18 protein-coding genes and 2 pseudogenes are annotated in these 23,984 nt (G+C 64.5%); 9 read left to right on the top strand and 11 right to left on the bottom strand.

Features of this window, described 5'->3' with window-relative positions; all coding sequences use genetic code 11:
• Positions 1-182 precede the first annotated feature (182 nt).
• From ASG03_RS07050 to ASG03_RS07065, 5 genes and pseudogenes are all read right to left on the bottom strand, one after another.
• A complete protein-coding gene (locus ASG03_RS07050; protein ID WP_062693089.1) occupies positions 183-824 on the bottom strand; it encodes a TetR/AcrR family transcriptional regulator in 642 nt (213 codons plus the stop codon).
• Between the two features lie 432 nt (positions 825-1,256).
• A pseudogene (locus tag ASG03_RS07055) lies at positions 1,257-1,763 on the bottom strand (D-amino-acid oxidase); the annotation flags it as partial.
• Positions 1,762-1,904, bottom strand: a pseudogene (locus ASG03_RS22175) (AraC family ligand binding domain-containing protein); the annotation flags it as partial. The pseudogenes ASG03_RS07055 and ASG03_RS22175, both read right to left, overlap by 2 nt.
• A gap of 476 nt (positions 1,905-2,380) precedes the next feature.
• A complete protein-coding gene (locus ASG03_RS07060; RefSeq protein WP_162241364.1) occupies positions 2,381-3,355 on the bottom strand; it encodes a DUF2971 domain-containing protein in 975 nt (324 codons plus the stop codon).
• Positions 3,356-3,934: 579 nt separating this feature from the next.
• Positions 3,935-4,720 (bottom strand): DUF4394 domain-containing protein, encoded by a 786-nt coding sequence (locus ASG03_RS07065; protein ID WP_062693092.1) that lies wholly within the window; start codon positions 4,718-4,720, stop codon positions 3,935-3,937.
• Positions 4,721-4,921: 201 nt separating this feature from the next.
• Between ASG03_RS07065 and ASG03_RS07070 the strand changes: the two genes are divergently transcribed.
• Together ASG03_RS07070 and ASG03_RS07075 are read left to right on the top strand one after the other, a co-directional pair.
• On the top strand, positions 4,922-5,473 hold the full coding sequence (locus ASG03_RS07070) for a sigma-70 family RNA polymerase sigma factor (protein WP_062693093.1): 552 nt from the start codon (positions 4,922-4,924) through the stop codon (positions 5,471-5,473).
• Positions 5,470-6,174 (top strand): anti-sigma factor, encoded by a 705-nt coding sequence (locus ASG03_RS07075; protein ID WP_062693094.1) that lies wholly within the window; start codon positions 5,470-5,472, stop codon positions 6,172-6,174. Before ASG03_RS07070 ends, ASG03_RS07075 begins: the two co-directional genes overlap by 4 nt.
• Before the next feature lie 89 nt (positions 6,175-6,263).
• Here ASG03_RS07075 and serA read toward each other — a convergent pair whose 3' ends face one another.
• Both serA and ASG03_RS07085 read right to left on the bottom strand, forming a co-directional pair.
• Positions 6,264-7,502 (bottom strand): phosphoglycerate dehydrogenase, encoded by a 1,239-nt coding sequence (gene serA, locus ASG03_RS07080; RefSeq protein ID WP_062693095.1) that lies wholly within the window; start codon positions 7,500-7,502, stop codon positions 6,264-6,266.
• A gap of 208 nt (positions 7,503-7,710) precedes the next feature.
• Positions 7,711-8,823 (bottom strand): vWA domain-containing protein, encoded by a 1,113-nt coding sequence (locus ASG03_RS07085; RefSeq protein ID WP_156379729.1) that lies wholly within the window; start codon positions 8,821-8,823, stop codon positions 7,711-7,713.
• 310 nt (positions 8,824-9,133) lie between these two features.
• Here ASG03_RS07085 and ASG03_RS07090 point away from each other — a divergent pair, with 310 nt between their 5' ends.
• Together ASG03_RS07090 and ASG03_RS07095 are read left to right on the top strand one after the other, a co-directional pair.
• The gene (locus ASG03_RS07090; protein WP_062693096.1) at positions 9,134-9,946 is read left to right on the top strand and encodes an SDR family oxidoreductase; all 813 of its coding nucleotides are present in this window, start codon (positions 9,134-9,136) and stop codon (positions 9,944-9,946) included.
• The gene (locus ASG03_RS07095) at positions 9,939-11,750 is read left to right on the top strand and encodes a glycoside hydrolase family 15 protein (RefSeq protein WP_082475604.1); all 1,812 of its coding nucleotides are present in this window, start codon (positions 9,939-9,941) and stop codon (positions 11,748-11,750) included. The genes ASG03_RS07090 and ASG03_RS07095 overlap by 8 nt, the downstream gene beginning before the upstream one ends.
• 92 nt (positions 11,751-11,842) lie before the next feature.
• Here ASG03_RS07095 and ASG03_RS07100 read toward each other — a convergent pair whose 3' ends face one another.
• Together ASG03_RS07100 and ASG03_RS07105 are read right to left on the bottom strand one after the other, a co-directional pair.
• Positions 11,843-12,484 carry a hypothetical protein gene (locus ASG03_RS07100; RefSeq protein WP_062693098.1) on the bottom strand — a complete coding sequence of 214 codons (642 nt, stop codon included), beginning with the start codon at positions 12,482-12,484 and terminating at the stop codon, positions 11,843-11,845.
• Positions 12,485-12,627: 143 nt separating this feature from the next.
• On the bottom strand, positions 12,628-13,518 hold the full coding sequence (locus ASG03_RS07105) for a LysR family transcriptional regulator (RefSeq protein ID WP_062693099.1): 891 nt from the start codon (positions 13,516-13,518) through the stop codon (positions 12,628-12,630).
• A 96-nt stretch (positions 13,519-13,614) separates the two neighbouring features.
• On the opposite strand from ASG03_RS07105, the gene ASG03_RS07110 reads away from it, so the two are divergent.
• Complete coding sequence (locus tag ASG03_RS07110; protein WP_062693100.1) at positions 13,615-14,730, top strand: aldo/keto reductase; 1,116 nt, start codon at positions 13,615-13,617, stop codon at positions 14,728-14,730.
• Between the two features lie 48 nt (positions 14,731-14,778).
• Here the strand turns inward: ASG03_RS07110 and ASG03_RS07115 are convergent, their stop codons facing one another.
• Entirely contained in the window at positions 14,779-15,306 is a 528-nt protein-coding gene (locus tag ASG03_RS07115) for a Pycsar system effector family protein (RefSeq protein ID WP_062693105.1), read from the bottom strand.
• Between the two features lie 151 nt (positions 15,307-15,457).
• Between ASG03_RS07115 and ASG03_RS07120 the strand changes: the two genes are divergently transcribed.
• Positions 15,458-19,177 carry a FecR domain-containing protein gene (locus ASG03_RS07120; protein ID WP_244475193.1) on the top strand — a complete coding sequence of 1,240 codons (3,720 nt, stop codon included), beginning with the start codon at positions 15,458-15,460 and terminating at the stop codon, positions 19,175-19,177.
• 95 nt (positions 19,178-19,272) lie between these two features.
• Positions 19,273-21,144 (top strand): adenylate/guanylate cyclase domain-containing protein, encoded by a 1,872-nt coding sequence (locus ASG03_RS07125; protein ID WP_062693101.1) that lies wholly within the window; start codon positions 19,273-19,275, stop codon positions 21,142-21,144.
• Here the strand turns inward: ASG03_RS07125 and ASG03_RS07130 are convergent.
• On the bottom strand, positions 21,114-22,061 hold the full coding sequence (locus tag ASG03_RS07130) for a LysR family transcriptional regulator (protein ID WP_162241365.1): 948 nt from the start codon (positions 22,059-22,061) through the stop codon (positions 21,114-21,116). The genes ASG03_RS07125 and ASG03_RS07130 overlap by 31 nt on opposite strands.
• 301 nt (positions 22,062-22,362) lie before the next feature.
• Here ASG03_RS07130 and ASG03_RS07135 point away from each other — a divergent pair, with 301 nt between their 5' ends.
• Positions 22,363-22,833, top strand: a complete 471-nt coding sequence (locus ASG03_RS07135) for an abscisic acid-deficient protein Aba4 family protein (protein WP_062693103.1) — start codon at positions 22,363-22,365, stop codon at positions 22,831-22,833.
• The gene (locus ASG03_RS07140) at positions 22,830-23,657 is read left to right on the top strand and encodes a hypothetical protein (protein WP_062693104.1); all 828 of its coding nucleotides are present in this window, start codon (positions 22,830-22,832) and stop codon (positions 23,655-23,657) included. Before ASG03_RS07135 ends, ASG03_RS07140 begins: the two co-directional genes overlap by 4 nt.
• The last annotated feature ends 327 nt before the right edge of the window (positions 23,658-23,984 follow it).

Below are 23,984 nucleotides of genomic sequence, written 5' to 3' on the forward strand. Positions count from 1 at the left end.
CTGTCGGTACCATTCCTTGGTGATGCGATCCGTGGCGCGGCGCGCGCACAGACGATCGTGGTGGGACATTTTGCGGGACCGGCTCAATAGGTCGTGACGCCCTGCAGATTTTCGACCGCCTGTCCGACCGAGTAGGTCCAGTCGACAGGGAGGCCACGCCGACCGTTTGACGGGTCACCCCGTCAGGCGACCTTGGCCACGCCCATGATCAGCTGTTCGGCAAAGGCCGCGGCAACACTGTCGGCAGTGTATTTCGTCGATGTCGGCTTGAACCATGTGGACAGCCAATTGCATGCGCCCAGCATGCAGCAGACCGAAATGAACGGGTCGGCATCGCGAAACTCGCCGAGAGCGACGCCCTTGGCGTAGAGATCCTGGATCTCCTTGTTGTACTTCCTGCGATTGGCGGTCACGATCGTCCGCTGCTCTTCCGTCAACTCGTTCTCGTCGCGATTGTAGATCGTCGACCAGTCCTGATGATGCATGACGTTCAGCGAATGCCGCTTGACGATGTCCGCGAGAAGGTCGATCGGGCGACCACCCGATTTCAGCGCCTCTTCCATCCCTGCGGCGTAGGTTGCGTCGATCCTCTCGAAAATCCGCCAGAGAATCTCGTTCTTGTTCTTCATGTAGTAATACACGATCGACTTGGTGAAGCCCATTTCGGCGCTGATGTCGTCGACGGTAACAGCCCGAAACCCCTTTGCGGCAATGAGTCGAGCGGCCGCATCAAGGATCTCCTCGTGGATCAACTCGGTCTTCTGCTGCTTGATCTTGCCGCGAATATTCGGCTTTGCGGGATCCCGCTGGCTATCAACGTCCATGCCTGGCCTCCTGGAGATTTTTTAATTCTTTACGGTATGAAAATCGGAAACACAAGCTGTCAGGCGGATACGGCCATCCGCCAGCCGGTGCCTGCGCCTTCCGCGCCGAGGCAAAGACGACAGCCGCGCAGCCACGGTGCCGACCCCGCCGCTGCACGATGGTGGTCAAACCGAGCCAGCTCGCAGGCCGTGATCGGTCACGGATGACCGCAAGGTTCGGCCCTGCCGGCATGGCCGCCTCGACAAGCGCGGCTTTGCGGCGGTAGCCCCGAAGGCGCGCCAAGGCCAACCACAGGAAAGGGCCGACCACAGGAAAGGGTCAGCGACAGGAGAGGAGCGGGGAGAGGAGAGGGATGGGCGCGACCTTGCCCATCCGGGATGGGCGCGACCTTGCCCATCCGGGATGACGGCCTTTGCCAGACAGGTCCCGCCTCAGGCGCTGAAGCGGTCCGGCCGGAAGGTTTCGAGCAGCGGGTGGCGGTTGCCGGTCGCCATCTCGTAGGCGGTCAGTTCGCCGACGATCAGCCCGAGCGTTGCGCCGCTGTGGCTGAAGGCGACGTGGCAGCCCGGCAGGTTCGCTAGAACGCCCAGCACCGGATCGCCGTCTTCCGGGATCGGCTTGCGCCCGGCGGCGTAGGCGGCGAGTTCCAGCGCGGGATGGCCGTCCAGCACCCTCGACGCTTCGGCAAGAAGCCGCGTGACCGTGGCGTCCTTCACCGCGTAGGTGCCGTCGGCTAAGGTGACGACCTCGTTTGCCGCCCAGTCGGCATCGATGGCAAAAGCTCCGCCCGGAGCGGGTCGAACGGGAACGCGAGGCGTGTTGAGCACCGCCTTCAAAGGATGATCGATCGGCCTGGTCGTCAGCAGCAGGGCGACCGGGGTGCCGTCGAGGATCGTTGCACCCAGTTCCGCCGCCATGGAAGGCACGGCAGGGCCGGTTACCCGTTTCCGCTTCGACCATGCCCCGGCCGCTGAGCGAGATTTGCGCGCCTCTGTTGATCAATCCGATCCCGAATTGATCGTGCATATGGCGGCCGTCGCGAGCGCCGTGTCGGCCTCGATGGCATCCACTCCGTCCACTGAGGCATGCCTGACCCGGAATGAGGAGGAGAAACGTTCCCTGTTGCCTTGCACGTGTCAGGTCATCCCGTCATTTTTCCATGGTTCGCATCAGCGGGGTTCCGTGTTTTCCTGTGCAGGGTTGTAGCGATAATCCCGATGGAAGCGATGCTTGTTCTCATGAACCTCAGGTCGAGGATAAGTAGCGCTATGCTGCTCTGCAGCTCGGACGACTGCCCCTCACCGGCTTAGGCAAGGGGGCGCGCACTTCAGTCCCGGGAGAACCGCGGAAACTGTAACCGGGCAACGGTACAGCCAGCCTCTAAAGCATGAGTATGCATGACAGGCTGGATCGAGGTTACCCAGCCGATGCTGATGGGTTGCGGCATCTGCTTTTGGGTCCAAAGCGGACATTTCAGAACCGAGCTACACATGTCTGAGATGGGGTGGCTTGCTGCCGGTCCAGTTCCGGTTGCGGGGCTGAGTAAGTAGCCGATCTAGTCGAGAGCTACCTGCACGGGTTCCAGCTGGAAGGTACCCGGTTTCTGCACCATACGCTTCAGGGTAACTGAGCGCTCCTTGCACATTTGGCGCATCGTCTCTTCATCGGAGTGCGATACTTGCGAGCCCAAGATGACTGCAGCCGGCTTCGGCATGCGCATTTCACAGTTTGCGTGTTCCGGGCCGATGGCCTGAACAATCCGCCATTCCTTCTCATAGGCCCAGTCGTCCTGCTTCACGAGGCACATGTACTGGCCAAATAGGTTGTTGAATGGCTTGCCGGGCTTGTCGAAGTACCTCGTCGCGTCCCTCAGCTTCGTGGTGTAGAATACAGGAAAACAAAGCCTGCGTCGCAGGTCACCGTACGGTAGGGAAGCAAAATCGTACTCGATGGCAAAGCCCTTGTGCGAATTCGAGTAGTGAGCCCAAAGTAATTTACTGTTCGCCGTAGCCGAGAGTGACAAGACACTGAAGCCCTTCCGAAACTGTTGGCTCATGGACCGGACGTGAGCCTGTGCCTGCTCCTTGCTCCATTCTTCCACGATCGACGCAAATGCCTCCTTCTTTGAGAGGTCGGACGACTGGAGGATGGTGGAAACCATCTGGCGGCGCCAATCACCGGCGTTGATAGGTCGTGAAGGCTCAGTTGGGCGCCAATCCTCACCTGCTTCGATAGCTTGCCGAGCTCTCCTGGCTTCTGCCAAGAAATGGTCGACGGACTGATCCTCCACTTTGAAGCGGTCCACGTCAAACGAGACTTGGGCCTCATAGGGATCGTTCAACCTATCGGGTGAGGACAGCCACAGGACGTCCTTTTTCAATGCGTCCAAGTGGTACTCGGTGAACTGGCGGTACTTATACAGACGAGCGGGAACGTGAGGATGTTTTACTAAGAATGCCCGCTCGATGTCCAGGTGTTCCGGCGAATAGTGAAACAACGCACGTATGAACTGTTGTTGCCAGAGTTCCACGCTTGCCCCCAATAGCATAGCAACGCCAAAGCGCCGTTACTATGGGAACGTACTGTCTCAGTCAATCGCACAAGGGGCAAAGCTCTCTGGGTTCCCGCTCCTAGCTGCATGTCGCGAGGCCATCCTCCGATTACGGGCCTTGCAGGACTTAACTTTATGCCCGCTTTGGGCTCGATACAAGTCCTTCATCAACGCGTGCGCTTACGTCCGGTCTTATCGCAAAGCGGACATCCAGTATTCAAAAGTCTGTCGCCGTAATTCTCGTCTTGTGCTCGTTATATGAAGATCAGGCGTGACGTCGTCACACGCTTGAACTGGTTGAGCGTCCATGTTCGCACTCGCGGCGGCACTTTTCCATCCAGAACGCACAGATTGAGATGATAAGACATTAATGGTTTGAAGAGCTCTTCAAGACCGTTTGAAGAATATTGCGTTTTTCAAAGATGCGCCTGATCCTAGATATTCCCGATATTGCAGATAGCGGTAACAACAACAGCCGCCCTTGGTCCGTAACGCCAAAAATGCGGCCGCAGGCGCGGCCGCATCCAGGCCTGTCGGGACGATCCCGGTCTGGGATTTTTACAAGGCCGGCAGAATGGCGATGTCGCGCAGATCGCTGTCGAGGCCCGTGATCGGGCCGACTTCCGTCGCCGCGCCGGTCTCAAGGTTGACGCTGTAGAGCGTCTTGCCGGCGGCGAGATACGCGGCGTTGCCGCCATTTTCCATGCCCTGGATATCGAAGGCATAGGTGGCCGGCTTGTCCTTCAGACCGAGCTTGCCGATCGCCTTCAAGCTGCCGTCATTCGGCTTTGTCTGCTGGATCAGCCCACCGATCGTCGCATCGATGTTGTACATCGCCGTCTTCTCCGGCTTGCCGATCGAATTTGTGTAGGCCGCAGCGACGATGTCGGGCGTTTCGCCCTTGTGCATGTCGCCCTCCTCGTAGGCGAGCGTGCCATCGACCGTGACGGCACCGGTCTCCGGGTGGACCCGGTGGTTGGTGGTGCCGGTCATGAAACGCAGACGGTCGGCCATCGGGTTGAAATCGACGACGACGGGCGCCGTCGTCATCGCCAGCTTCTTGTCCATCGTGGCGACCGGCGTTGCCGCGCCCGTCTCGAGATTGATCGAGACGATCTCGCTGTCCGGCGTGACGCCGATGACAGACGTGTTTCCGGGACGGAAATCGATACCGACCAGCCTGTCGACGCCGGTGACATCCATGCGTTTCGTGACGGCGGGCGTGTCCGTGTCGAACAGGACGAGGGTCTTGTCGCCGGTCAGACCGAGGACCGGTGCGGCAACAACGTTGCCAGTGCCGGCAGCCAGTAGCGTGGAGGCGATCAAGGCGAAGCGTACGGTCATTGTGGAATTCTCCCGTGTGTTGATCCATTTGGGAAGGCACCGGCGCGTTCTCGGCGATGCTTCCTGTCCTGAAGACACGGGAGACGGCCCGTCTGGATGCAGCGATGTGAAAAATAATCCCACGCCGCATCCAATCTGCGCGGCGGCGGGTAGAGTGGGGCAGGAGCGCGCCGACGGCGCAATGAAGGGAAAAGGGTCTCGATGTCGAAAGGTGCACCGCCGGACGATCTGACGACGGCACTCGCCGCCTGCGCGACGGGTGACCGCGCCGCGTTGCGCCGCATCTTCGATCGCGAGGCCGGGCGTCTGGTGACGATCGCCGAACGCATCGTGCGCCGCCGCGACCTTGCCGAAGAGGTGGTCCAGGAAAGCTTCATCCGCATCTGGACGCAGGCTCATCAGTACCAGCCGGATCGCGGCTCGGCCCGCGGCTGGATCTATGCCATCGTGCGCAACCGCGCTCTCAACCTGCTGCGCGACGGTCGCCGGGAATACTCGGTCGCGGATGTCGAGCAGCTGCAGGAGCGCGATCAGGTGGATCATGTCATGGCGGCCTGGCATCGGCTCGACCACACCTCGCGTCTTCGCGACTGTCTGGGCGCGCTCGAGGAAAACAAGCGGCGCGGCATCCTCATGGCCTATATCGGCGGTTATTCCCATGGCGAGATCGCCGGCCGGCTCCGGATCCCGCTGGGCACGACGAAGTCCTGGATCCGGCGTGGGCTCTCTGCATTGCGGGAGTGCATGGCATGACGGGCAACCCGGTGGAGATCGGCGTCATCGCCGACGAATATGTTCTGGGCCTTCTGGATGCGGCGGATATGCTGCGCATCGAGGCCGACATGGACCGCGATCCCGAACTCAGAGCCGCGATCGCCGCCAGTCGGGAGCGCTTTCTGCCGCTGGACGAAACGGCCGAAGCCGCCATCGTCGGCGACGCGCTCTGGAGGCGCATCGAAGACGGTCTGCCGGCACACCGTGCAGAACGTAAGGTCTCCCCCACGGCGACCGCGAACGACAACAGGGCAGGCGGTTGGCGGGCGACGGCGCTTGCGGCCACGGCGGCGGCCGTCCTGCTCGCCGTGGCACTGACATTCAGCCTGATGCGCACCGTCCAGCCCCTGGTCGTGGCTGTGCTCGTCAACGAGGCCGGCGACATCAAGGCGATCGTGGAGGATTTCGGCAACGAGACGGCAGCGGTCCGGCTTCTGGCGGACGTCGCCGTTCCCGAGGGCAAGACGATCGAGGTCTGGACCCTGCCGTCGCCCGCGCGCGGGCCGGTCTCCCTCGGGCGGATCGACGACGCGCGCTCCGCCCGACTGGACGGGCCGGCCCTTCCCGAGCCCCACGACAGCCAGCTCTACGAGCTGACGCTGGAGCCGGCCGGCGGATCCCCCACCGGCAGGCCGACAGGGGTGATCCTCGCGAAGGGCTTTGCCAAGATCCCGCGGTGAGGGCGGGTTTGGCGCCTGGCGGCGCGCGCCCGGCATCCGATCGGCCGTGCCCGCATACCTCGGTAAAGCAGGCCTCAGTAAAGCAAGCCTCAGTAGAGCAAGCGTGTCCGGATCGTTCCCGGCACCGCGCGCAGCACCTGCAGGATGTCGTCGGGCGCCTGGGTCACGCCCTCGACCTCGATGACCACATAACCGGTGTCGCCGTGGGTCTGCAGAAACTCGGCCGTGATGTTGACCCCGCGCGACGAGAAGATCTCGTTCAGCCGGATGAGCATGCCGGGGCGGTTCTCGTGGACATGGATGAAGCGCGTGCCGTTCGGACGCTCGGGCAGCTGAACCTGCGGAAAGTTCACGGCGCCCATCGTGGAACCGATATCGGAATATTCGACCAGCTTTCGGGCGACCTCTCCGCCGATGCGCTCCTGCGCCTCCTCGGTCGAGCCGCCGACATGCGGCGTCAGAATCACATTGTCCAGGCCCTGGAGCGGGCTTTCGAACCGCTCCTTGTTGGACGCCGGCTCCTTGGGAAACACGTCGACCGCGGCCCCTGCCAGATGACCTTCCTTCAGCACCGTCGCCAGCGCGTCGAGATCGACCACGGTGCCGCGGGCGTTGTTGATGAAGATGGCGCCCTTCTTCATGCGACGCAGTTCGGCCTCGGTGATCATGTTGTGCGTCGACGCCGTCTCCGGGACGTGCATCGTCACGTAGTCCGAAATCTCGAGAAGCTCGCCGAGCGACGCCATGGATTCCGAATTGCCGCGGCGCAGCCGGTCGGAAAGATCGAAGTAGCGGACCACCATGCCCATGCTTTCGGCCAGGGCACTCAACTGCGAGCCGATATTGCCGTAGCCGACGATCCCGAGGGTCTTGCCGCGGACTTCATGGCTGCCGGCGGCCGACTTGTCCCATCCGCCCTCGTGCGCCGACGCGGAGCGCGGAAAGATCCGGCGCGTCAGCATGATGATCTCGCCGATCACAAGTTCGGCCACGGAGCGCGTGTTGGAATATGGCGCGTTGAAGACTGGGATCCCGCGGCGACGGGCCGCGTCCAGATCGACCTGGTTCGTGCCGACGGAAAAGCAGCCGACGGCAATCAGCTTCTTGGCGGACTCGAAGATCTCCTCCGTCAACTGCGTGCGCGAGCGGATGCCGATGATATGCGCATCGGCGATATGGGCCTTGAGGTCCGCATCATCGAGCGCTTTCGGCAGGTGCACGAGATTGGTGTAGCCGCACGAGGTAAAGTAATCGACGGCGCTTCGGCTGATGCCTTCCAGCAGAAGCACGGAGATCCGATCGCGGGCGAGAGAGAGCTGGAGGGGCATGGGTTGACCTTCGCTTTCCGTATGGGAACCGGTGATGTCGTTTGCTCGCCGTGACGACGCATGTCGCCAACGCTTTGCGACCATCCGACGAAAACTTCAAGACACCACGAGCTGCCCATGTGCACGTTTTGGCCGGGAAAGGCGAGGCAGGCGGACGATCTTATTCACAGGTCGTCCGTTCCTGGCCGGGATCAGCGCGGCGAGGGCGCTACTTCGTCAGGCGCACCGCCAGCATCGACGCATCGCGCCCGATCGACGCGAACGCTGCGATCAGGGCATCCGCGTCTTCCGCCTGGAAGAAGTTTGCCGACGTCGTCGCGCAGGACGAGAGCAGCGACTTGCCCTTCGCCGGTGCCATGAAGGCGACCGTATAGACCGTCGTCTGCGTCGAGCGGGCCTTGTCGCAGACCGCCTTGGTATCGGTGTCGTTCTTGGCTGCCGTGTTGTCGCCATCCGTCATCAGCACCAGAAATCGCTTCGGCGTGAGACCCGTCATGGCGACGTGCTCCGCGGTTTCCGCCGGACCGGTCAGGGCCGCATAGGCGGTCTTCATCGCGCCGCTCGAATCCGTGGAGCCGCCGGAGGCCAGCTTCTTGACATAGGCCAGGGTGACACCCTCATCCCAGCTGAGCCCGCTCGGAGCATCTTCCTTGTTGTTGTAGGCGATCGCCGCCGTCCTCACATATTTTCCGTTGGGATCGGCCTTCGTGAGCTGCGCCAGCAATCCTTCGACGGCAAGCTTCAGAGACTGGAGCTTGTTCACCCCCTTCTTGTTCGTCGCCTCGTTCATCGATCCGGACTTGTCGAGGACGAGGAACATCGAGAGGGAACTCTCGGTCGCCGTTTGTCCCTTGGACTCGCTTTCCGCATGAACGGTCATGTCGGTAGCGCCGAGGATCCGGCTCAAGGGCGTCAGCGGAACCGCAAAGTCGGACTTGACCGACACCACAAACCGCTTGCCCGTCCCGACCCCGGTCGATTCACTGGCGATCGTCACGTCGGGGGAGCCGAGCCGGGCCTCGCTGCCCGTGGACGAGAGGGCCTCGACGGCGCCGATCATGCGCGTCGACAGGAACACTCTGGCCTGCCTCTTTGCTTCGTCGACCGACATGTGTTCGTTCGCAAGTCCCGATGCCGCGGCAAGCGCCGCCGCGTCCGTCGCGTTCTGCAGCGTGCTCTTGGCCCACATGATGTTCGATGCATCGATGGACACGCCCCCGGCGCCGAGGGCGACGGGCATGATCATGGCGGCCATGATGCCGATATTGCCGGAGGTTGCGCAGAAGAAGGAGCGAATGGCTGCTGAGACGAGATGGAGCATGATCAAGGACCGCTGATGTTACGATAAGCTGCAACTTACCGATGACCCGTCTCGGAACCGTTGAGAGAGACTGTGAATTTTCCGTGAAGGTGAGACCGCGACTTCTCCCTAGCCAAGTCTGGTCCCCAGCGAGGTCTGGTCCCTAGCCAGGTCTGGTCCCCGTCGCGGCTGCGCGAGCCAACCCTCTTCTCCCGTCCTTCCTTACAGACGAACGGGCGCTATTTGGTCATGGCGCCGAACGCCTTGCGGCATGCGCATCGGCAGTGTCGGTCGAACAATCGGGTCAGCGTAAACGCAAAGAGAGCATGCCATGACATCTCAACACCAAAGTCTCCGAAACCATGTGGCCATCGTCACCGGCGCCAGTTCCGGCATCGGGATCGCGGTTGCCGAGGCCATGGCGCAGGCCGGTGCGGCCGTCATCGTCAACTACCGCTCCCACGAGCAGCCGGCCGAAGAGCTGGTTGCAAGGATCAAGAGCGCGGGCGGACGGGCGCGGGCGGTGCAGGCCGACGTCTCGCGTGAAGACGATGTCGTCAGGCTTTTCGATGAAACCGTCGATGCTTTTGGCCGGGTGGACGTGCTCGTGTCGAATTCCGGCGTCCAGAAGGATGCGGCCATCGCCGACCTTTCGCTCGAGGACTGGAACACCGTCATCGACATCAACCTGACGGGGCAGTTCCTCTGCGCGCGCGAAGCGGTGCGCCGCTTCAGGACGCAGGCCCGGGATGGCCGGCCGGCCCGGAGCGCCGGCAGCATCATCGCCATGAGTTCCGTACATGAGATCATCCCCTGGGCCGGCCACGTCAACTATGCCTCCGCCAAGGGCGGCGTGCGCATGCTGACGCGGTCCCTGGCGCAGGAAGTGGCTGCCGACGGCATCCGGGTCAATGCGATCGCCCCGGGCGCCATCCGCACGCCGATCAACAAGGACGCCTGGGAGACCGACGCAGCGCTGACCAAACTTCTCCGGCTGATCCCCTATGGGCGGATCGGGGAACCCGATGACGTTGCGCGCGCGGCCGTATGGCTTGCCTCCGACGAGGCGGACTATATCACGGGCACAACGCTCTTTGTCGATGGCGGCATGTCGCTCTATCCGGAGTTCCGCGACAATGGTTAGGCCGAACCGGGCCATCAGCCAGCACGGCATCGTGGGCGACATGGAAACGGCGGCCCTGATCGCCAGAGACGGAACGCTCGACTATCTCTGCTGGCCGGCACTCGACAGCCCGACGGTCTTTGCGGAGCTTCTCGATGCGGAGAAGGGCGGCGCATTCACGATGACGCCGCAGCTGCACGATCCCCGCACGCTGCAACTCTATGTGCCCGAGACGAATGTTCTGATCACCCGGTGGATGGCGGATGGCGGGAGCGCCGAGGTCATGGACCTCATGCCGCATCCGGATGCCCGCGTTCACCCCGGCAGGACCGCCCGCTGCATCCTTCGCCGCATCACGGTGACGCGGGGACAGGTGTCGTTCACGACCCGATGCGCACCCCGTTTCGATTATGCCCGCGCCATCCCCCAAACCGCCGAAATCGAGGGCGGTGTCGCGTTCACGACGGACGATCTCACGATGCGGCTCTTCGCCTCGGTGCCCCTCACCTGTGCCGAGGGCGCAGCCGTCGCCACCTTCACGCTCTCGGCCGGCGAGACGGCCTGGTTCACGCTTGGCGGCGACGACCTGACATTGTCCGACGATGCGCGGATATCGGACGAAATCGTGGAAACGACGGGTGCCTGGCGAAGCTGGGCCGGCAAGTCGACCTATCGGGGCCGGTGGCGCGAACAGGTCCTGCGGTCCGCCCTCGCCCTGAAGCTCCTCACCTCCCGACAGCATGGCTCAATCGCTGCCGCGGCGACGTTTTCGCTGCCCGAGGCCGTCGGGGCCGGGCGGAACTGGGATTATCGCGCCACGTGGATCCGCGACGCCTCCTTTACCGTCTACGCCTTCATGCGGCTCGGCTTTCTCGAAGAGGCACAGCATTTTGGCCGGTGGGCGGGCCAGCGCGTCATGGCGTCCGATGCGGATCATCCCCTGCGCATCATGTATGCGCTCGACGGGTCGGAGGCCCGCGACGAAGAAGAGCTGGATCATCTCGCCGGCTATGCAGACAGCCGGCCGGTGCGCATCGGCAATGGCGCGAACGTCCAGACCCAGCTCGACATTTTCGGCGAGCTGATGGACAGCGTCTATCTCTCCAACAAATACGGCGAGGCGATCAGCCACAAAGGCTGGCAGCATGTCCGCGACATTGTCGACTATGTCATCGAGCATTGGCAGACGCCGGACGCCGGCATTTGGGAAATGCGGTCGCAGCCGCGCCATTTCCTGCATTCGCGTGTGATGTGCTGGGTCGCGCTCGACCGCGCGATCCGTCTTGCGAAGAAGCGTTCGCTGCCGGCGCCGATCGTGCGCTGGGCAGAATGCCGCGACGCCATCCACGCCGATGTCTGGGAAAACTTCCGCCATCCCGAGCACGGCTATTTCGTGCAGGAGCGCGGCGGCCGGGAACTCGATGCCGCCCTCCTGATGATGCCGCTCGTCCGCTTCGTTTCATCGACCGATCCGGTCTGGCTGCATACGCTCGATGCCATCGGCGCGCATCTCTGCGATGACGGGCTCGTCTACCGCTATCGCACGACGGACGGGCTGGAGGGAGAGGAAGGCGCCTTTACCACCTGCACCTTCTGGTATGCCGAATGCCTGGCGCGTGCCGGACGGATCGACGAGGCGCAGCTGACGCTTGCCAAGGGCATGCGCTACGCCAACGCGCTCGGCCTCTTTGCCGAGGAGCAGGACGTGCGCGGCCATCAGCTGGGCAATTTTCCGCAGGCGCTGACGCATCTCGCCTTTATCAGTGCCGCCTTCTTCACGGATCGCCGCCTTGATCCGTCGCATCGCCCCAACTGGCAGCCGTGATGACGTCGCCTTAATCCCAAGGCGTCCGCCGATCTGGTGGCCCGTCACGCGACAAGTTGCCCGTCACGCGAGCGGCCGGACACGGCGGGAGGTCAGCGCAGGAGGCCGTCGCGTCCGAATGCCTCCCAGTCGTCCAGGGGGGCGACAGCCTCATCCCGCGGCGATGCGCCCCCGTCGGCGGCGGCGTCCCTTGCCCCGGCGCCTTTTCGCAACGAGCGGGTAAGCTTCGCCTTGTAGGCCGCCCGGCGACGGTTTTCGGCCGCCGCTGCCGCATCGTCCTCGCGCCACGCATCGACCTGACCGCTGTTCAGGAGGTCTTCGACGATCCGGGGATCGAAAACATGAAAGGTGATCTTTTTGGCACGGCCTGCCAGCCGGACCGTTCTCGTGCCGGCGCTGGGAAGGCGCCCATCGGCAAGCCAGCGATGGCGCTCGCCGGACTTGATCGTGAGAATATCCTCGATCTCCCGCGGAATGACGGGAAGGCTCTCGATGCCCGTCATCGCGGCGGAAACCAGGGTGGCGGCCGCATTGAACTCGCTTTTTGCCGTTGCCGGCATGGCGAGGACAAGCTCCCCGGCCTCGAGAACGAGCAGTTTCCGAGACGAGGCCGGCAGTCGTGCCCGCATTTCCAGAAGGATGCCCTTCGCCCGGACCGACGACCCGAGTGTTGCTGCCGACGGCAATGTCCAGGTCCTCAGCAGTTCGACGTCGTCTTTTTCGCGCTTCGACATGGCGATGACATGGGTCTCCGGCCTGGTCCCGTCAACGCCGGGGGGCACGATCGACGAGACCGCAGTTAATTGCGTCCGGACGATCCGGCTTTCGGCGAAGGAGACGGGAGGGCGGTTTAGGGACCGAGCCCCGCTTCCTCGGCCTATCCCGATCGCAGGGCGGCCATCAGGGCGCGGAGTGCGGGTGGAGATTGCCGCCGGCTCGGATGGTAGAGGTGAAACCCGGGGAACGTCGGGCACCAGTCGGCCAGGACCTGCACAAGGGCACCCGACGCGATGTCGTCGACGACATCCTGCTCCATGATATAGCCGAGCCCCGCGCCGGCGCGCACGGCGGCGGCTGCGAGATCGCCGTCGTTGGCCACGAGCGGTCCGCTGGTGCGGACCTTGATGTCCTTGCCGTCCTTCTCGAACTCCCAGGGGAGCAGACCGCCGGATGTCGTCAGGCGGTATCCGATGCAGGCATGACGGTCGAGGTCATAGGGCGTCTGAGGCGGCGGCACGCGTTCGAAATAGCCGGGCGTCCCGACGACGACGGTCCTGAGGTCGGGCCCGAGCCGGACCGCGATCATGTCCTTCTCGACGGTCTCCCCGAACCGGATCCCCGCGTCGAAGCCTGCGGCGACGATATCGGTCAGCCCGTCCTCGATGTTGACCTCGACGTGGACACCGGGATGGGCAAGCAGGAAGCCCGGTAGCTTCGGCACCAACACCCGCTTCGCTGCATAGGCGAAGGTGGTGATCCGGACGGTCCCGGACGGTTCGTCCCGCCATTCCGCCAGCGCGCTCAGCCCGTCCTCGATATCCGCAAACGCCGGATTGAGCGATTGCAGCAGGCGCGCGCCCGCCTCGGTCGGCGCGACGCTGCGCGTGGTGCGCGCCAGAAGCCGCACGCCGAGCCGCTCCTCCAGTCCGCGCATGGCATGGCTGAGGGCCGAGGCCGACATGCCCAGCCTCGACGCGGCGCGGGTAAAGCTGCGCTCCCGCGCGACGGCCGCGAAGGCCAGGAGATCGTTGAGTTGATGTCGCTCCATTGCTGCAGCGTGCTCACAAGTTCATGCGGCGGGCAACCCCTAATTCCCCGTGGCGAAACAGGTAGAGTGGCGACGACAGGATGAAGGAGAACAGGCATGGACCTCACCCACTATCGCACACTCGGGCAATCGGGGCTGATCGTCAGTCCGCTGGCCCTGGGCACGATGACCTTCGGCGCAGAACGCTGGGGCGCCGGCGAGGCGACATCCCGCACACTGTTTGACGCCTATGTCGCGGCCGGCGGCAATTTTCTCGACACCGCGGACGTGTACTCGGGCGGGCAGAGCGAGGAGATGCTGGGACGTTTCCTCGCAGCAAGCGGCCTGCGGGACCGGCTGGTGATTGCCACGAAATCCGGCTTTTCCCGTGCGCAGGGGACGCCGCTCTGGGGCGGCAATGGTGCAAAGAACATTCGGCTCGGCATCGAAGGATCGCTGCAGCGCCTCGGAACGGATTACATCGATCTGTACTGGATGCATGTCTGGGACCGGACCACGCCAGCCGAAGAGGTGTTGCAGACGCTGACCGACGCCGTCCGGTCCGGAAAGATCCTGCATTACGGATTCTCCAACACACCGGCCTGGTACGTGGCGAAGATCGCGACCCTGGCGCAGGCCCACGGGCTCCCGAGGCCGATCGGCCTGCAATATGCCTATTCGCTGATCGACCGGGGCGTCGAGCTCGACCTGCTCCCGGCGGGCGAGGCGTTCGGTCTCGGCCTGGTGCCGTGGAGCCCGCTTGCCGCCGGTCTCCTGACCGGGAAATACGGGCGCGACAAGCTTGCTGATGCCGGGCGGGAGGTCCGAATGCCCGACAGGGCGGCGAATGCGACGGAGGGGGCGGAGGCCACCACCAGCGACGGTCGGCTGAACGGCGACAATCCGTTCGGCGGCATGCTGTTTACCGAGAGAAACTTCGATATCGTCGACACGGTGACGGCGGTTGCGCACGAGATCGGCCGCTCTCCGGCAGAGGTCGCCCTCGCCTGGGTGTCGGGACGTCCGGGCGTCTCCTCGGTGCTGATCGGCGCCAGCCGGGTCGAACAGCTCGCGCAGAACGTCGCGTCGCTGGATATTGTGCTGGATGACGCACAGCGTCTGCGGTTGGACCAGGCAACAGCCCTGCCGATGCTCAATCCGTACTTCATCTTCGCCATGCCGACGGAGCGGATTTTCGGAGGAGAGACGGTCGAGGCCTGGCCCCGTTCGTGAACCGCAGGCACGCGGGATCCGGCAGCCGACGAGACAAGGTCGCCGTCTTCAGGAGGCGGCGAGCAACAACACGTAGCTGACCACCGCAACGACAAGGCCGCGAAAGGCCAGCGTGACGAAACGATACTTGCTCTGGGCAATCACCGAGAGGACATCGACATTGTCGATGTATTGGCGGAACAGGTAATTGACGTCACGCGCGACCGCCGCCGTGCTGAACGCCTCCTTGTGCTGTGCCCATCCGCCCCAGAACAGCGTCGTGGTCTTGGCCGCGCGGCGCGGCAGGATGACCATGATGGCGCAGATGATCGAGAAGACGGTCGATACGGCAAGTATTGCCGAGGGAAGCGCAGTCTCGATCCGAAACGGGATGTAGCGGGTGGCAGAGAAGACCCCGCGACCGTCGCTCGACGAAATCAGAAAGGCCAGCATGAACGTAAAGATGTAGGCGGCTTTCTGGTCGGAGATCTTGATCTGGTCGTAGAAAATTTCGTTCACAGTCTTGATGTGATCGAAATACTCCTTGTCGGCCAAAGCGCTCTCCACTGTCCGCGCCTCGGTGCGTGCATCATACATGCCGTCTGCATCCATTGCTCCCTCCCCAAAGCGTGTTGCATGCTGTTGCTAACACCATAGTTGCAAAATAAATGCAACATTCGACTTACTGACCATCTTGACTTTCTACCGGCCCAACTCATTAGGTTAGACGGGAGTTGAGGGGATTGCGATGAGAAACGGCATCGTGGCCGTCATGGCGGCATCCGCATCGTTGCTATTTTCAGGGGGACTGAACGCCGAACCTCTGCTGCGGACGTCGTCTGCGGCAGGCTCGGTGATTGCGCGCAAATCGGGCGAGGAGATCCGCTTTGTCGAGAAGGACGGCTGGTCGGTCGTCGATCTCTCCCAGGATGTCGTCAATGGCGATATCCTTCGCACCAACGCCAACGGGCAGCTTGCCATTCTCTTTTCGGACCGGACGCAGATGCGCCTCGGTCGCAACACGTCCCTGCTCGTCAAGCAGGTCAACGGCGGCGGGTCCGACGCCAGCGTCGAGCTGCAGTCCGGGACCCTCTGGGCCCGGGCCGAGCGCGGCGGATCGGGGCTGGCGATCGAGACGCCGGCTGCAACGGCCGCCATTCGCGGAACCGACTGGACCCTATCGGTGGACGCCGAGGGAAAGACGTCGCTCACCGTTCTCGACGGCGTCGTCGACCTCAGCAATGCGCGCGGCAGCGTCAGGGTCGCCAAGGGGGAGGGAGCGGTCGCAGCCATCGGCCAGGCGCCACGCAAGGTCATCGTCCTCAATTCGAGCGATCGCGAGCAGATGCTCTATTATCTCGAACTGCGGGATGCCTTTCCGTTCCTGCCGGCATCGCCCTTGCCGGGGCCGGACATGCGACGTCGCCGTGCCACGCTTCTCGCCCTTCCGCCCGAGCGTCGCACCGCCGAGGACTGGCTGACGCTGGCCGAGGTGAACTTCACCATTTCGGGCAAGGCAGAGGCTCTGGCGACGCTGGCCGAGGTGCGCCGGCAGCGCCTGAATGCGCGTCAGGGGGCGCGGGTCGCTCTTCTCGACGCCCTGATCGCCGGATCGGAGCGGCGCTATGGCGAGGCCGCCATGCTGTTTGACCGCGCTGCGCCGAACCTCGATGACGCGCGCAGATCTGTCGCGCGCTACGGTGCCTACTTCGCCCGGTCCCTGGCGGATCCAAGCCATGTGGAACGGCCACCAAGTGTCGGCACGGGCGCCGCCGCCATCGTCGGAGAAGTGTTTACGGTCGGTTTCCGGGACAATCTGCGGGCAACGCTCGATGTGCTGAAACGGGCGGAGACCCGCTACCCGCACAACGCGCTTCTGCCGGCGATCCGCGCGAAGGTCGCCCTGGTCCTCGGCGATCGCGACCAGGCACAGGCCGCCATTGCGCTGGCGCTGGCCCGAGATCCGGGGCAGGCGACAGCCCTGGAGGCGCGCGCGGATTTCGAGGCCGGCGTGCGCGGCAATCTCGAGGGCGCCTTGGCCGACATTCGGGCAGCGCTCGTTTCGGAGCCGGGCAATGCCACGATCTGGAACTCTCTCGGCCTGCTGCAGTCGCTGCGCGGGGCACGGCGCGAGGCCGAGGCCGCCTTCGGCAAAGCCATTGCCCTCGATCCGATGTCGCCGCTGCACCATGCCAATCTTGCCGGGCTCTATCTCGAGGAACTGCGCGTCGAGGATGCACGGCGGGAGATCGACCGGGCGCTCGAAATCGATCCCGGCTTCGACATCGCGCTGATCACCCGGGGACAATACCATCTCCAGACGGGCGAAAAAGACAAGGCCATCGCCGACATCCTTGCGGGCTCCACCGCCAACCCGGCATATTCTCAAGGCCAGCTCCTGCTCGCAGCTGCCCTCTACGCAAATGGCGAGCGGGGCGCTGCGGATCAGGCGCTGGACAACGCCGACCGGCTTGATCCGAACGATCCCGTCATCGCGGCCTATCGCACGTCCATCGCGATCGAGGATCACGATGCGGATGGCGCCATTCGCAACGCCCAGGACTATCTGAAGCGGTCTCGACAGCGGGGCGGCGATTTCGGCTCCGTGGGCGCAAACCAGGAAGCCGGCTCGGTTCTCAACGACGCGTTCCGCCTGCAGGGGCTTGATGCCTGGGGGCAGTTCTACGGCGATATCGTCTTTGATCCGTTCGCCAGCACGTCCTACCTCGACCAGACCGTGCGCGGCAGCGTCAATCCGTTCGCCAACAGCTTCAGCTATGGGGTCAACACGATCGATCCCTCCGGCAACGGCGGCAGCTACTCGTCTTTCCTGAAGGCACTGCTTCTCGATCCGCACCTGCTTGCCGGCAGCGAACGCCAGGCAAACCTCGTGCGCATGCCGTTTGTCGAGACGGCGCTGACGGCGGGCATCAACATCAACAGCGCCGGCTCCGAGTGGGTTAAGGGTGCGCAGATCCAAGGCTTTTCCCAGTCGCCTGTCCCGATCAGCTTTTTCGGAAACCTGTCGTGGGACGCCCGTGGTGACGAACGCGCCGGTGCGGACGGCACGGATATCCTGGCCGGAACCACGGACATCACCGGCGGCAACGGCTACATCACCGCCAGCCCGACACCGGACGATCGCATCGTCGCCTATGTCAACAGCGGTGACACGGACAGCCTTGTCGATGCCGCCCGTATCACCTCCCTCCCGCAGTTGCTCCCTGGACTGGCCCTGCCGGGCGTTTCGGTCGGCTCCCTGTCTCGCGATACCAACACGCAGCGCGTGCTGAACTTCGGGATCGGCTGGAGCCACACGTTCGGATACGAGAACATCCTGAACGCCGCGCTTTTCGGCAGCAATGTTGCGGGATCGAGCCGCTCGCTCGGCGGCATCTCGTTCGCAGGAATTCCCTTCCTGTTCGACCGGCAACAGGAACTGCAGGAGAAGAGCCGGATTGCGGCGCTCGGCTACACGCTCGGGCTGGGGGACGCCACGCTTCGCGTCGGCCTTGAGGGGGGACGCATCGACGCCCTGTCGCGCTCGACCTCCCGCCTCCGTGCTGTGAACCCAGATGACACTCCCGGCGGGGTTCTCGAGGATCTCGAAACGGTCGATGACGCCGATGTCGCAGCCGGCACGGCCTATGTCGATGCGCTCTATGACGAGGTCCCGGGCCTGAAGCTCGAAGCCGCCTTGTTTGCGCGCAGGCTGACAGGCGATACCGTCGATGTCACCCGTCTGGAGCCGCGCGCGGGTCTTGCCTGGGAGGTGCAGGAGGGGCAGTGGCTTCGGTTCGGCTATTTGCGGGAAGGCTTCACCCAGTCGACGCCCACCCTTGCGCCCGTGGGGGTCGTCGCGCTGCAATCCAACCAGCTGCCGCTGTCGATCGATGGCTATGCCGATACGCTGGCTGCCCGCTGGGATGCCCAGTGGACGGACCGCTTCTTCACAGCCGTCGACTATCAGCACCAGACCGTGCGCAATCTCCTGATTGCCGATCCCCTGTCACTCCCCGCCGTCGATCTCGTCGGCGGCAATGTCGCGCGCGGGCGGATCGACCGGGTCAGCGTTACCGGCAACCTTGCCCTCGGCAGCGGCGTGGGCCTGGCCGCCACCTATGCGCGGGCGTCTTCGCGCAACGACGACCCGGCAAGTGCCGGCTATCGCGACGCCTTGACCTATGTCCCGCGGGATGCCGCCCAGCTCGCCCTGACCTTCGTCAATCCGATCGGCGTCGCAGCGACGGTCGCCGGGAATTACACGGGCCGGCGGGCCAGCAATCTGGCCGGTGAAACGCTTGGCGACTACTGGACGCTCGACGCAAATGTCAGCTGGGAGTCTCCGGACGGCCGGGTGCAGCTCGATCTCGGTGGTTACAACCTCACAGACGAGGCCTTCTACGTTTCGGCGGGCACCGCAGGATGGGGGCGGTCCGTGAAGGCGCAGATGACGGTTCGCTTCTGATGGCCTGGCATCGGGGAGGGGGGCGTCGGCGAGGGGGGCATCGGGAAGAGGGGCGTCCGGGATGGTGGCGTCGGGGAGGGGTCCATCCGGCGGGGGTGCCCGATCTCGCGGGTGTCGACCGGCGCAGGCGCCTCGCCGGCCTTGCGCTCATCACGCTTCTGTCGGCGGTTTTGTTCGGCGCCGTGGCGCAGACGTCGCCATGGCGTCTTCTGGAGATGCGGGTGTTCGACTATCTGTCGACCATCGCGCGCCCGCCACGTCCCGCGGATGGTCCCGTCATCGTGGCGATCGACGAGCCCTCGATGATGGAGATCGGCGCGCAGTGGCCCTGGCCCCGCTCGCTGCACGGCCAGTTGGTGACGGCGCTGCGTGCCGCCGGCGCACGGGCCATTGCGCTCGACGTGATCTTTGCCGAACCTGCAGCGGATCCGGCTCAGGATGCGCGCCTTGCGGCAGCGCTCGGCCCGGACGTCGTGCTGGCAGGGGACGAAACCCTGATCCGCACGCCGCACGCCGACCAGTTCGTCCGCACGGAGCCGCTGGCCCTGCTGACGGCCACCGGCGCGCGAACCGGCATCGCGTCCGTCAGTCTCGACGCCGACGGCGTCCTGCGGCACGTCCCGGCCTATCCCGACGGCCTTGCGCGCCAGCTCATCGACATTGCCGGACGACCTGCGGAGATCGAGCCGGGCGAGAAGCTGATCCAGACCTTCGGGCCGGCCCGAACGTACGAAACGGTCTCCTATTATCAGGCGCTCCATCCGGAGCAATTCCTCCCTGAGGGCAGCTTCCGGGGACGCACGGTGATCGTCGGCCTGAGCCTCCAGAACGCCCCGACGCTCGATGCGGCGGCGGCCGATGCCTTCCCGACATCCGACACGCTTCAAAGCGGCCGTCTCGTGTCCGGTGCCGAAATCCAGGCGACGTTGTTCGACAACCTCTCGGCGGGCCTTTTCATCACCCCGGCCGGACCGCTGCTTCGCCTCCTGGGTGTGGTCGTGGCCGCGGTTCTCGCTGCCGTCCTTTCCCGGGGTGAAACCAGCTGGACCACCGGACTGACAGTCGTGCTCGTTGCAGCCGGCACCGTCGTGTGCGCGGGCGTTGCGATGCGCTACGGTCGCGTCTTCCTTCCGCCGCTCGCACCGATCGGCGCCTTTCTCCTCGTTTGCGGCGTCAAGGCCGGGCTCGACTACGCCGCCGAGCGTCACCGCCGCCGCCAGATCACCTCCGCCTTTTCGCAATATCTCGCCCCGGCCGTCGTCGCGAAGCTCGCGGCAAATCCTGCCCTGTTGAAACTGGGCGGCGAGCGACGCGTCCTGACGATCCTCTTCTGCGACGTGCGCGGCTTTACCACCATCTCCGAAGCGCTGAAGGACGATCCGGAGCAGCTGACGACCCTGATCAACCGTCTCCTGACGCCTCTGTCGGATATCGTGCTCGAAAGCGGCGGCACGATCGACAAGTACATCGGCGACTGCATCATGGCGTTCTGGAATGCCCCGCTCGACGTGCCGGATCATGCCCTGCGCGCCGTCGAGGCCGCCCTCGCGATGCTTGAAGCGGTGGATGCGCTGAACGAGAGCCTGCGCGCCGAAGCCATAGCGGCGGGACGCCAGCCTCCGCCGACACTCCGGATCGGCATCGGCATCAACACGGGCGCCTGCGTCGTCGGCAATATGGGCTCGACCCGCCGGTTCGACTACTCGGTTCTTGGAGACAGCGTCAATCTGGCGTCGCGTCTGGAAGGCGAGTCGAAAACCTACGGCGTACCACTCCTGATCGGCGAGACCACCGCCGCTCTGGTCGGCAGCACGATCCCGGTCCTCGAGCTCGACCGGATCAAGGTCAAGGGCCGGACCGGCCTGTCCGCCGTCTTTGCCGTCCGGCCGGAGGCGGCCCCCCATCCCACCGGTCGATCGCCGGGTTCCTCGCCATCCTATCCCGCAGGCGTGTCATTTCCGCCCTGAAACCGGGCGCGGAGGTCGTCGGCCAAGGCATCGTGCAGCAGGCGCAGACTGCGGCTGCGGCGAAGGTCTTCATGCGCGACAAGCCAGACGGGCAGGCGGATGACATCGAGATCGGGGAGGACCCGCTCGAGACCCGGCATCAAGGTCGCCAGCCAGGTGTGACAGGCCCCGATGCCGAGGCCGGCCCGGATGAAACTCTCGCGGACGAGCAGTTCGTCGCTCCGCACCGGCATGCTGTCGGGCCGCAGATCCAGACCCAGCCGGCGCGCGACCGTGCGGACCTCGGTGCCGTCGCGGCTCGAAATCAGGGTGTGGTCGCGCAGGTCGGCGGGGCTTCGTGGCCTTCCATGCTGATCGAGGTAGCCGGGCGTCGCATAGAGGCCCAGCGAGACCTCGCCGACCTGCCGCGCAATCAGCTCCGGCTGAAGGGGCGCCACGAACCGGATGGCGAGATCGGCATCGCGACGATGGAGGTCCTGCAGCCGGTCGGTGGCGATAACCTCGATTTCGACCCCGGGGACCTTCGCCAGCAAAGGCGGGATGAGCAAAGGCATCAATTGCGTGCCGAAAATCTCGCTCGTCGTTATCCGGACTTTCGAACGGGATGTCTGCGGGGTTGCGAGGGACCGGGCGAGAGTCGTGACGGCCCGTTCGACATCCAGGGCGCGCGCAAAAAGAACCTGCGCATGATCCGTCGGCTCCAGCCGGACGCCGCGCCTCAGAAAATAGGTTTCGCCGGCCATGCGCTCCAGCGCACGGATCTGCCGGCCGACCGTCGGTTGCGTCGTCCCGAGTTGTCTTGCGGCGCCCGTCAGGGTTCCAGCCTGCATGACGGCGACGAAGGCACGCACGAGCCGCCAGTCGGCTTCCAATGGGGATAAGGGCACCGTTTCCATACATCCATGCATAGCCATCATGCATCGGTCGTCAATATGCATGGCCTGCGATCTGTGAGACGGTGCGGAAGATATGTGGAAACGGAGCCGTGATGACCCATCGCACACCCCTTGGCGCGCCCGGACCAGGGCTCGCATTGCCAGCCGCGACGTGGACCGGGACAGGAGAGGCGGCGGCCTTGCCGGCCACCGGAACTGGAACCGGGACCGAGAGCGAGACCGGGACCGGGACCGGGCAAGCCGTAAGCGCCGTCCGCCGGCGGAACGCTGTCGAACCGCAATCGCCCCGTCGGGTCCTGTCTCCAACCCTTGGGACCGTGTCATGACACCGGATGACCTCTTCGCTCGGGCCGGACAGATCGCGCTCTTCGGCTGGAGTCTCCTCATCCTGGGACCGCGCCGTTTTACTTGGCTGAACCTTCTCCCCGCGCTCGTCCTGCCGGCCATCCTGTCGGCGCTCTATGCCGTCCTCGTCCTGACGCGCTTTGCCGCAGGGCAGGGCGGCTTTGGCAGCCTCGCCGATGTGCGTCTGCTTTTTTCGGACGACTGGCTTCTGCTCGCAGGCTGGATCCACTATCTGGCGTTCGACCTGATGATCGGCGCCCGCATCGCCGCCCGTCTCGATCGCGTCGGCGTCGGACGGCTCCTGCAGGCCTTTCTCCTGCCCTTCATCTTCCTGTTCGGCCCTCTCGGGGCCCTCATTGCCGGGCTTGCCGAGGGAATGCACAGAACATTCGGGGCCGCGTCCGCGCGCATCCCGTCGCTCAAGCCGCTGGCCGGAGAACCCGCATGACAGCCGACCGCCTTGTGCGTCTTCCCGGGCCTGATGGCCGTCGCGCGCCATCGCACGCGCAGATGCCGGCGCTCACCTGCGTCGCGCTGGCTCTGCTGGTGCTCTCCCTTCTCTGGGGCATGGTCGAGAGCCGCGCGCTTCCCGGCGGAGACCCGGTCTGGCTGAAGCCGGCGAAATTCGCCCTGTCCTTCGCCCTCACCTTCGGAACACTGGCCCTGGTCCAGGCGCGTCTTTCGGCGGGGTGGGCGCAGAGCCTGACCCTTCGTGTGACCGAAGCCGTCATGACGGCCGCCTTCAGTCTCGAGATGATCTATCTCACCTACCAGGCCGCTCGCGGGGAGGCCTCGCACTTCAATTTCAGCGATGCCTTTCACATCCAGATGTACCAGCTCATGGGCGTCGGCGCGGTGTTGCTGATGCTCGGCATCGGCGTCTTCGGCATTGTCGTGCTACGCGATCGCGATGTCTGCCTCTCGCCCTCGCTGCGGCTCGCGATCGGCGTCGGGTTCCTTCTCACGCTGGTCCTGACGCTTCTGACCGCAGGCGTACTCGGCGCCAATGGCGGCCATCTGGTCGGCACGCCGCCATCCGAAGCGACCAACTGGCCGCTGCTCGGCTGGTCGGGCACGGTCGGCGATTTGCGGCCTGCGCATTTCCTGGCCCTGCACGCCATGCAGGCTTTGCCGCTCTACGTGCTGTGGCGCGAACGGACGGCCGGCCCTCTCTCCCGAAGGCATGTCGTCGTCGCCGCACTCGGCTGGACGGCCCTGACCCTCCTTGTCTTCGTCCAGGCGCTTTCGGGCAGGCCGATCTTTCCGCTTTGAGATCAGGTTTGACGCCAGAGGTAGAGGCGCCCCCTCGCTGGGGTTTCCGGGATCGCCGCACATGAGCGATCCGGAGGCTCCAGGACCGGCTTCGTGCGTCGGTTGACGCAGGCTGTCAAAGCGCTCGCGTTCGACGACGCGGCCCCGGCGCGTCTTTTGCCGCCTCCGGACCGTGACAATGCTTAAAGGCGCGCAGCTGCCGCCGGCCGGCGAGGCAGGAAGGAGCGACATTCCAACTTTGCAGAAACAGGACATTCTAACTTTGCGGTGCTGGTTCCAGCTTGAATGCAACGCTACCTCGAAAGCTACACGCATTGCCTTTCCAGA

Origin of the sequence: Rhizobium sp. Leaf341 (genome assembly GCF_001424325.1) — a bacterium.
In the GTDB taxonomy this organism is placed as follows: Bacteria; Pseudomonadota; Alphaproteobacteria; order Rhizobiales; family Rhizobiaceae; genus Ferranicluibacter.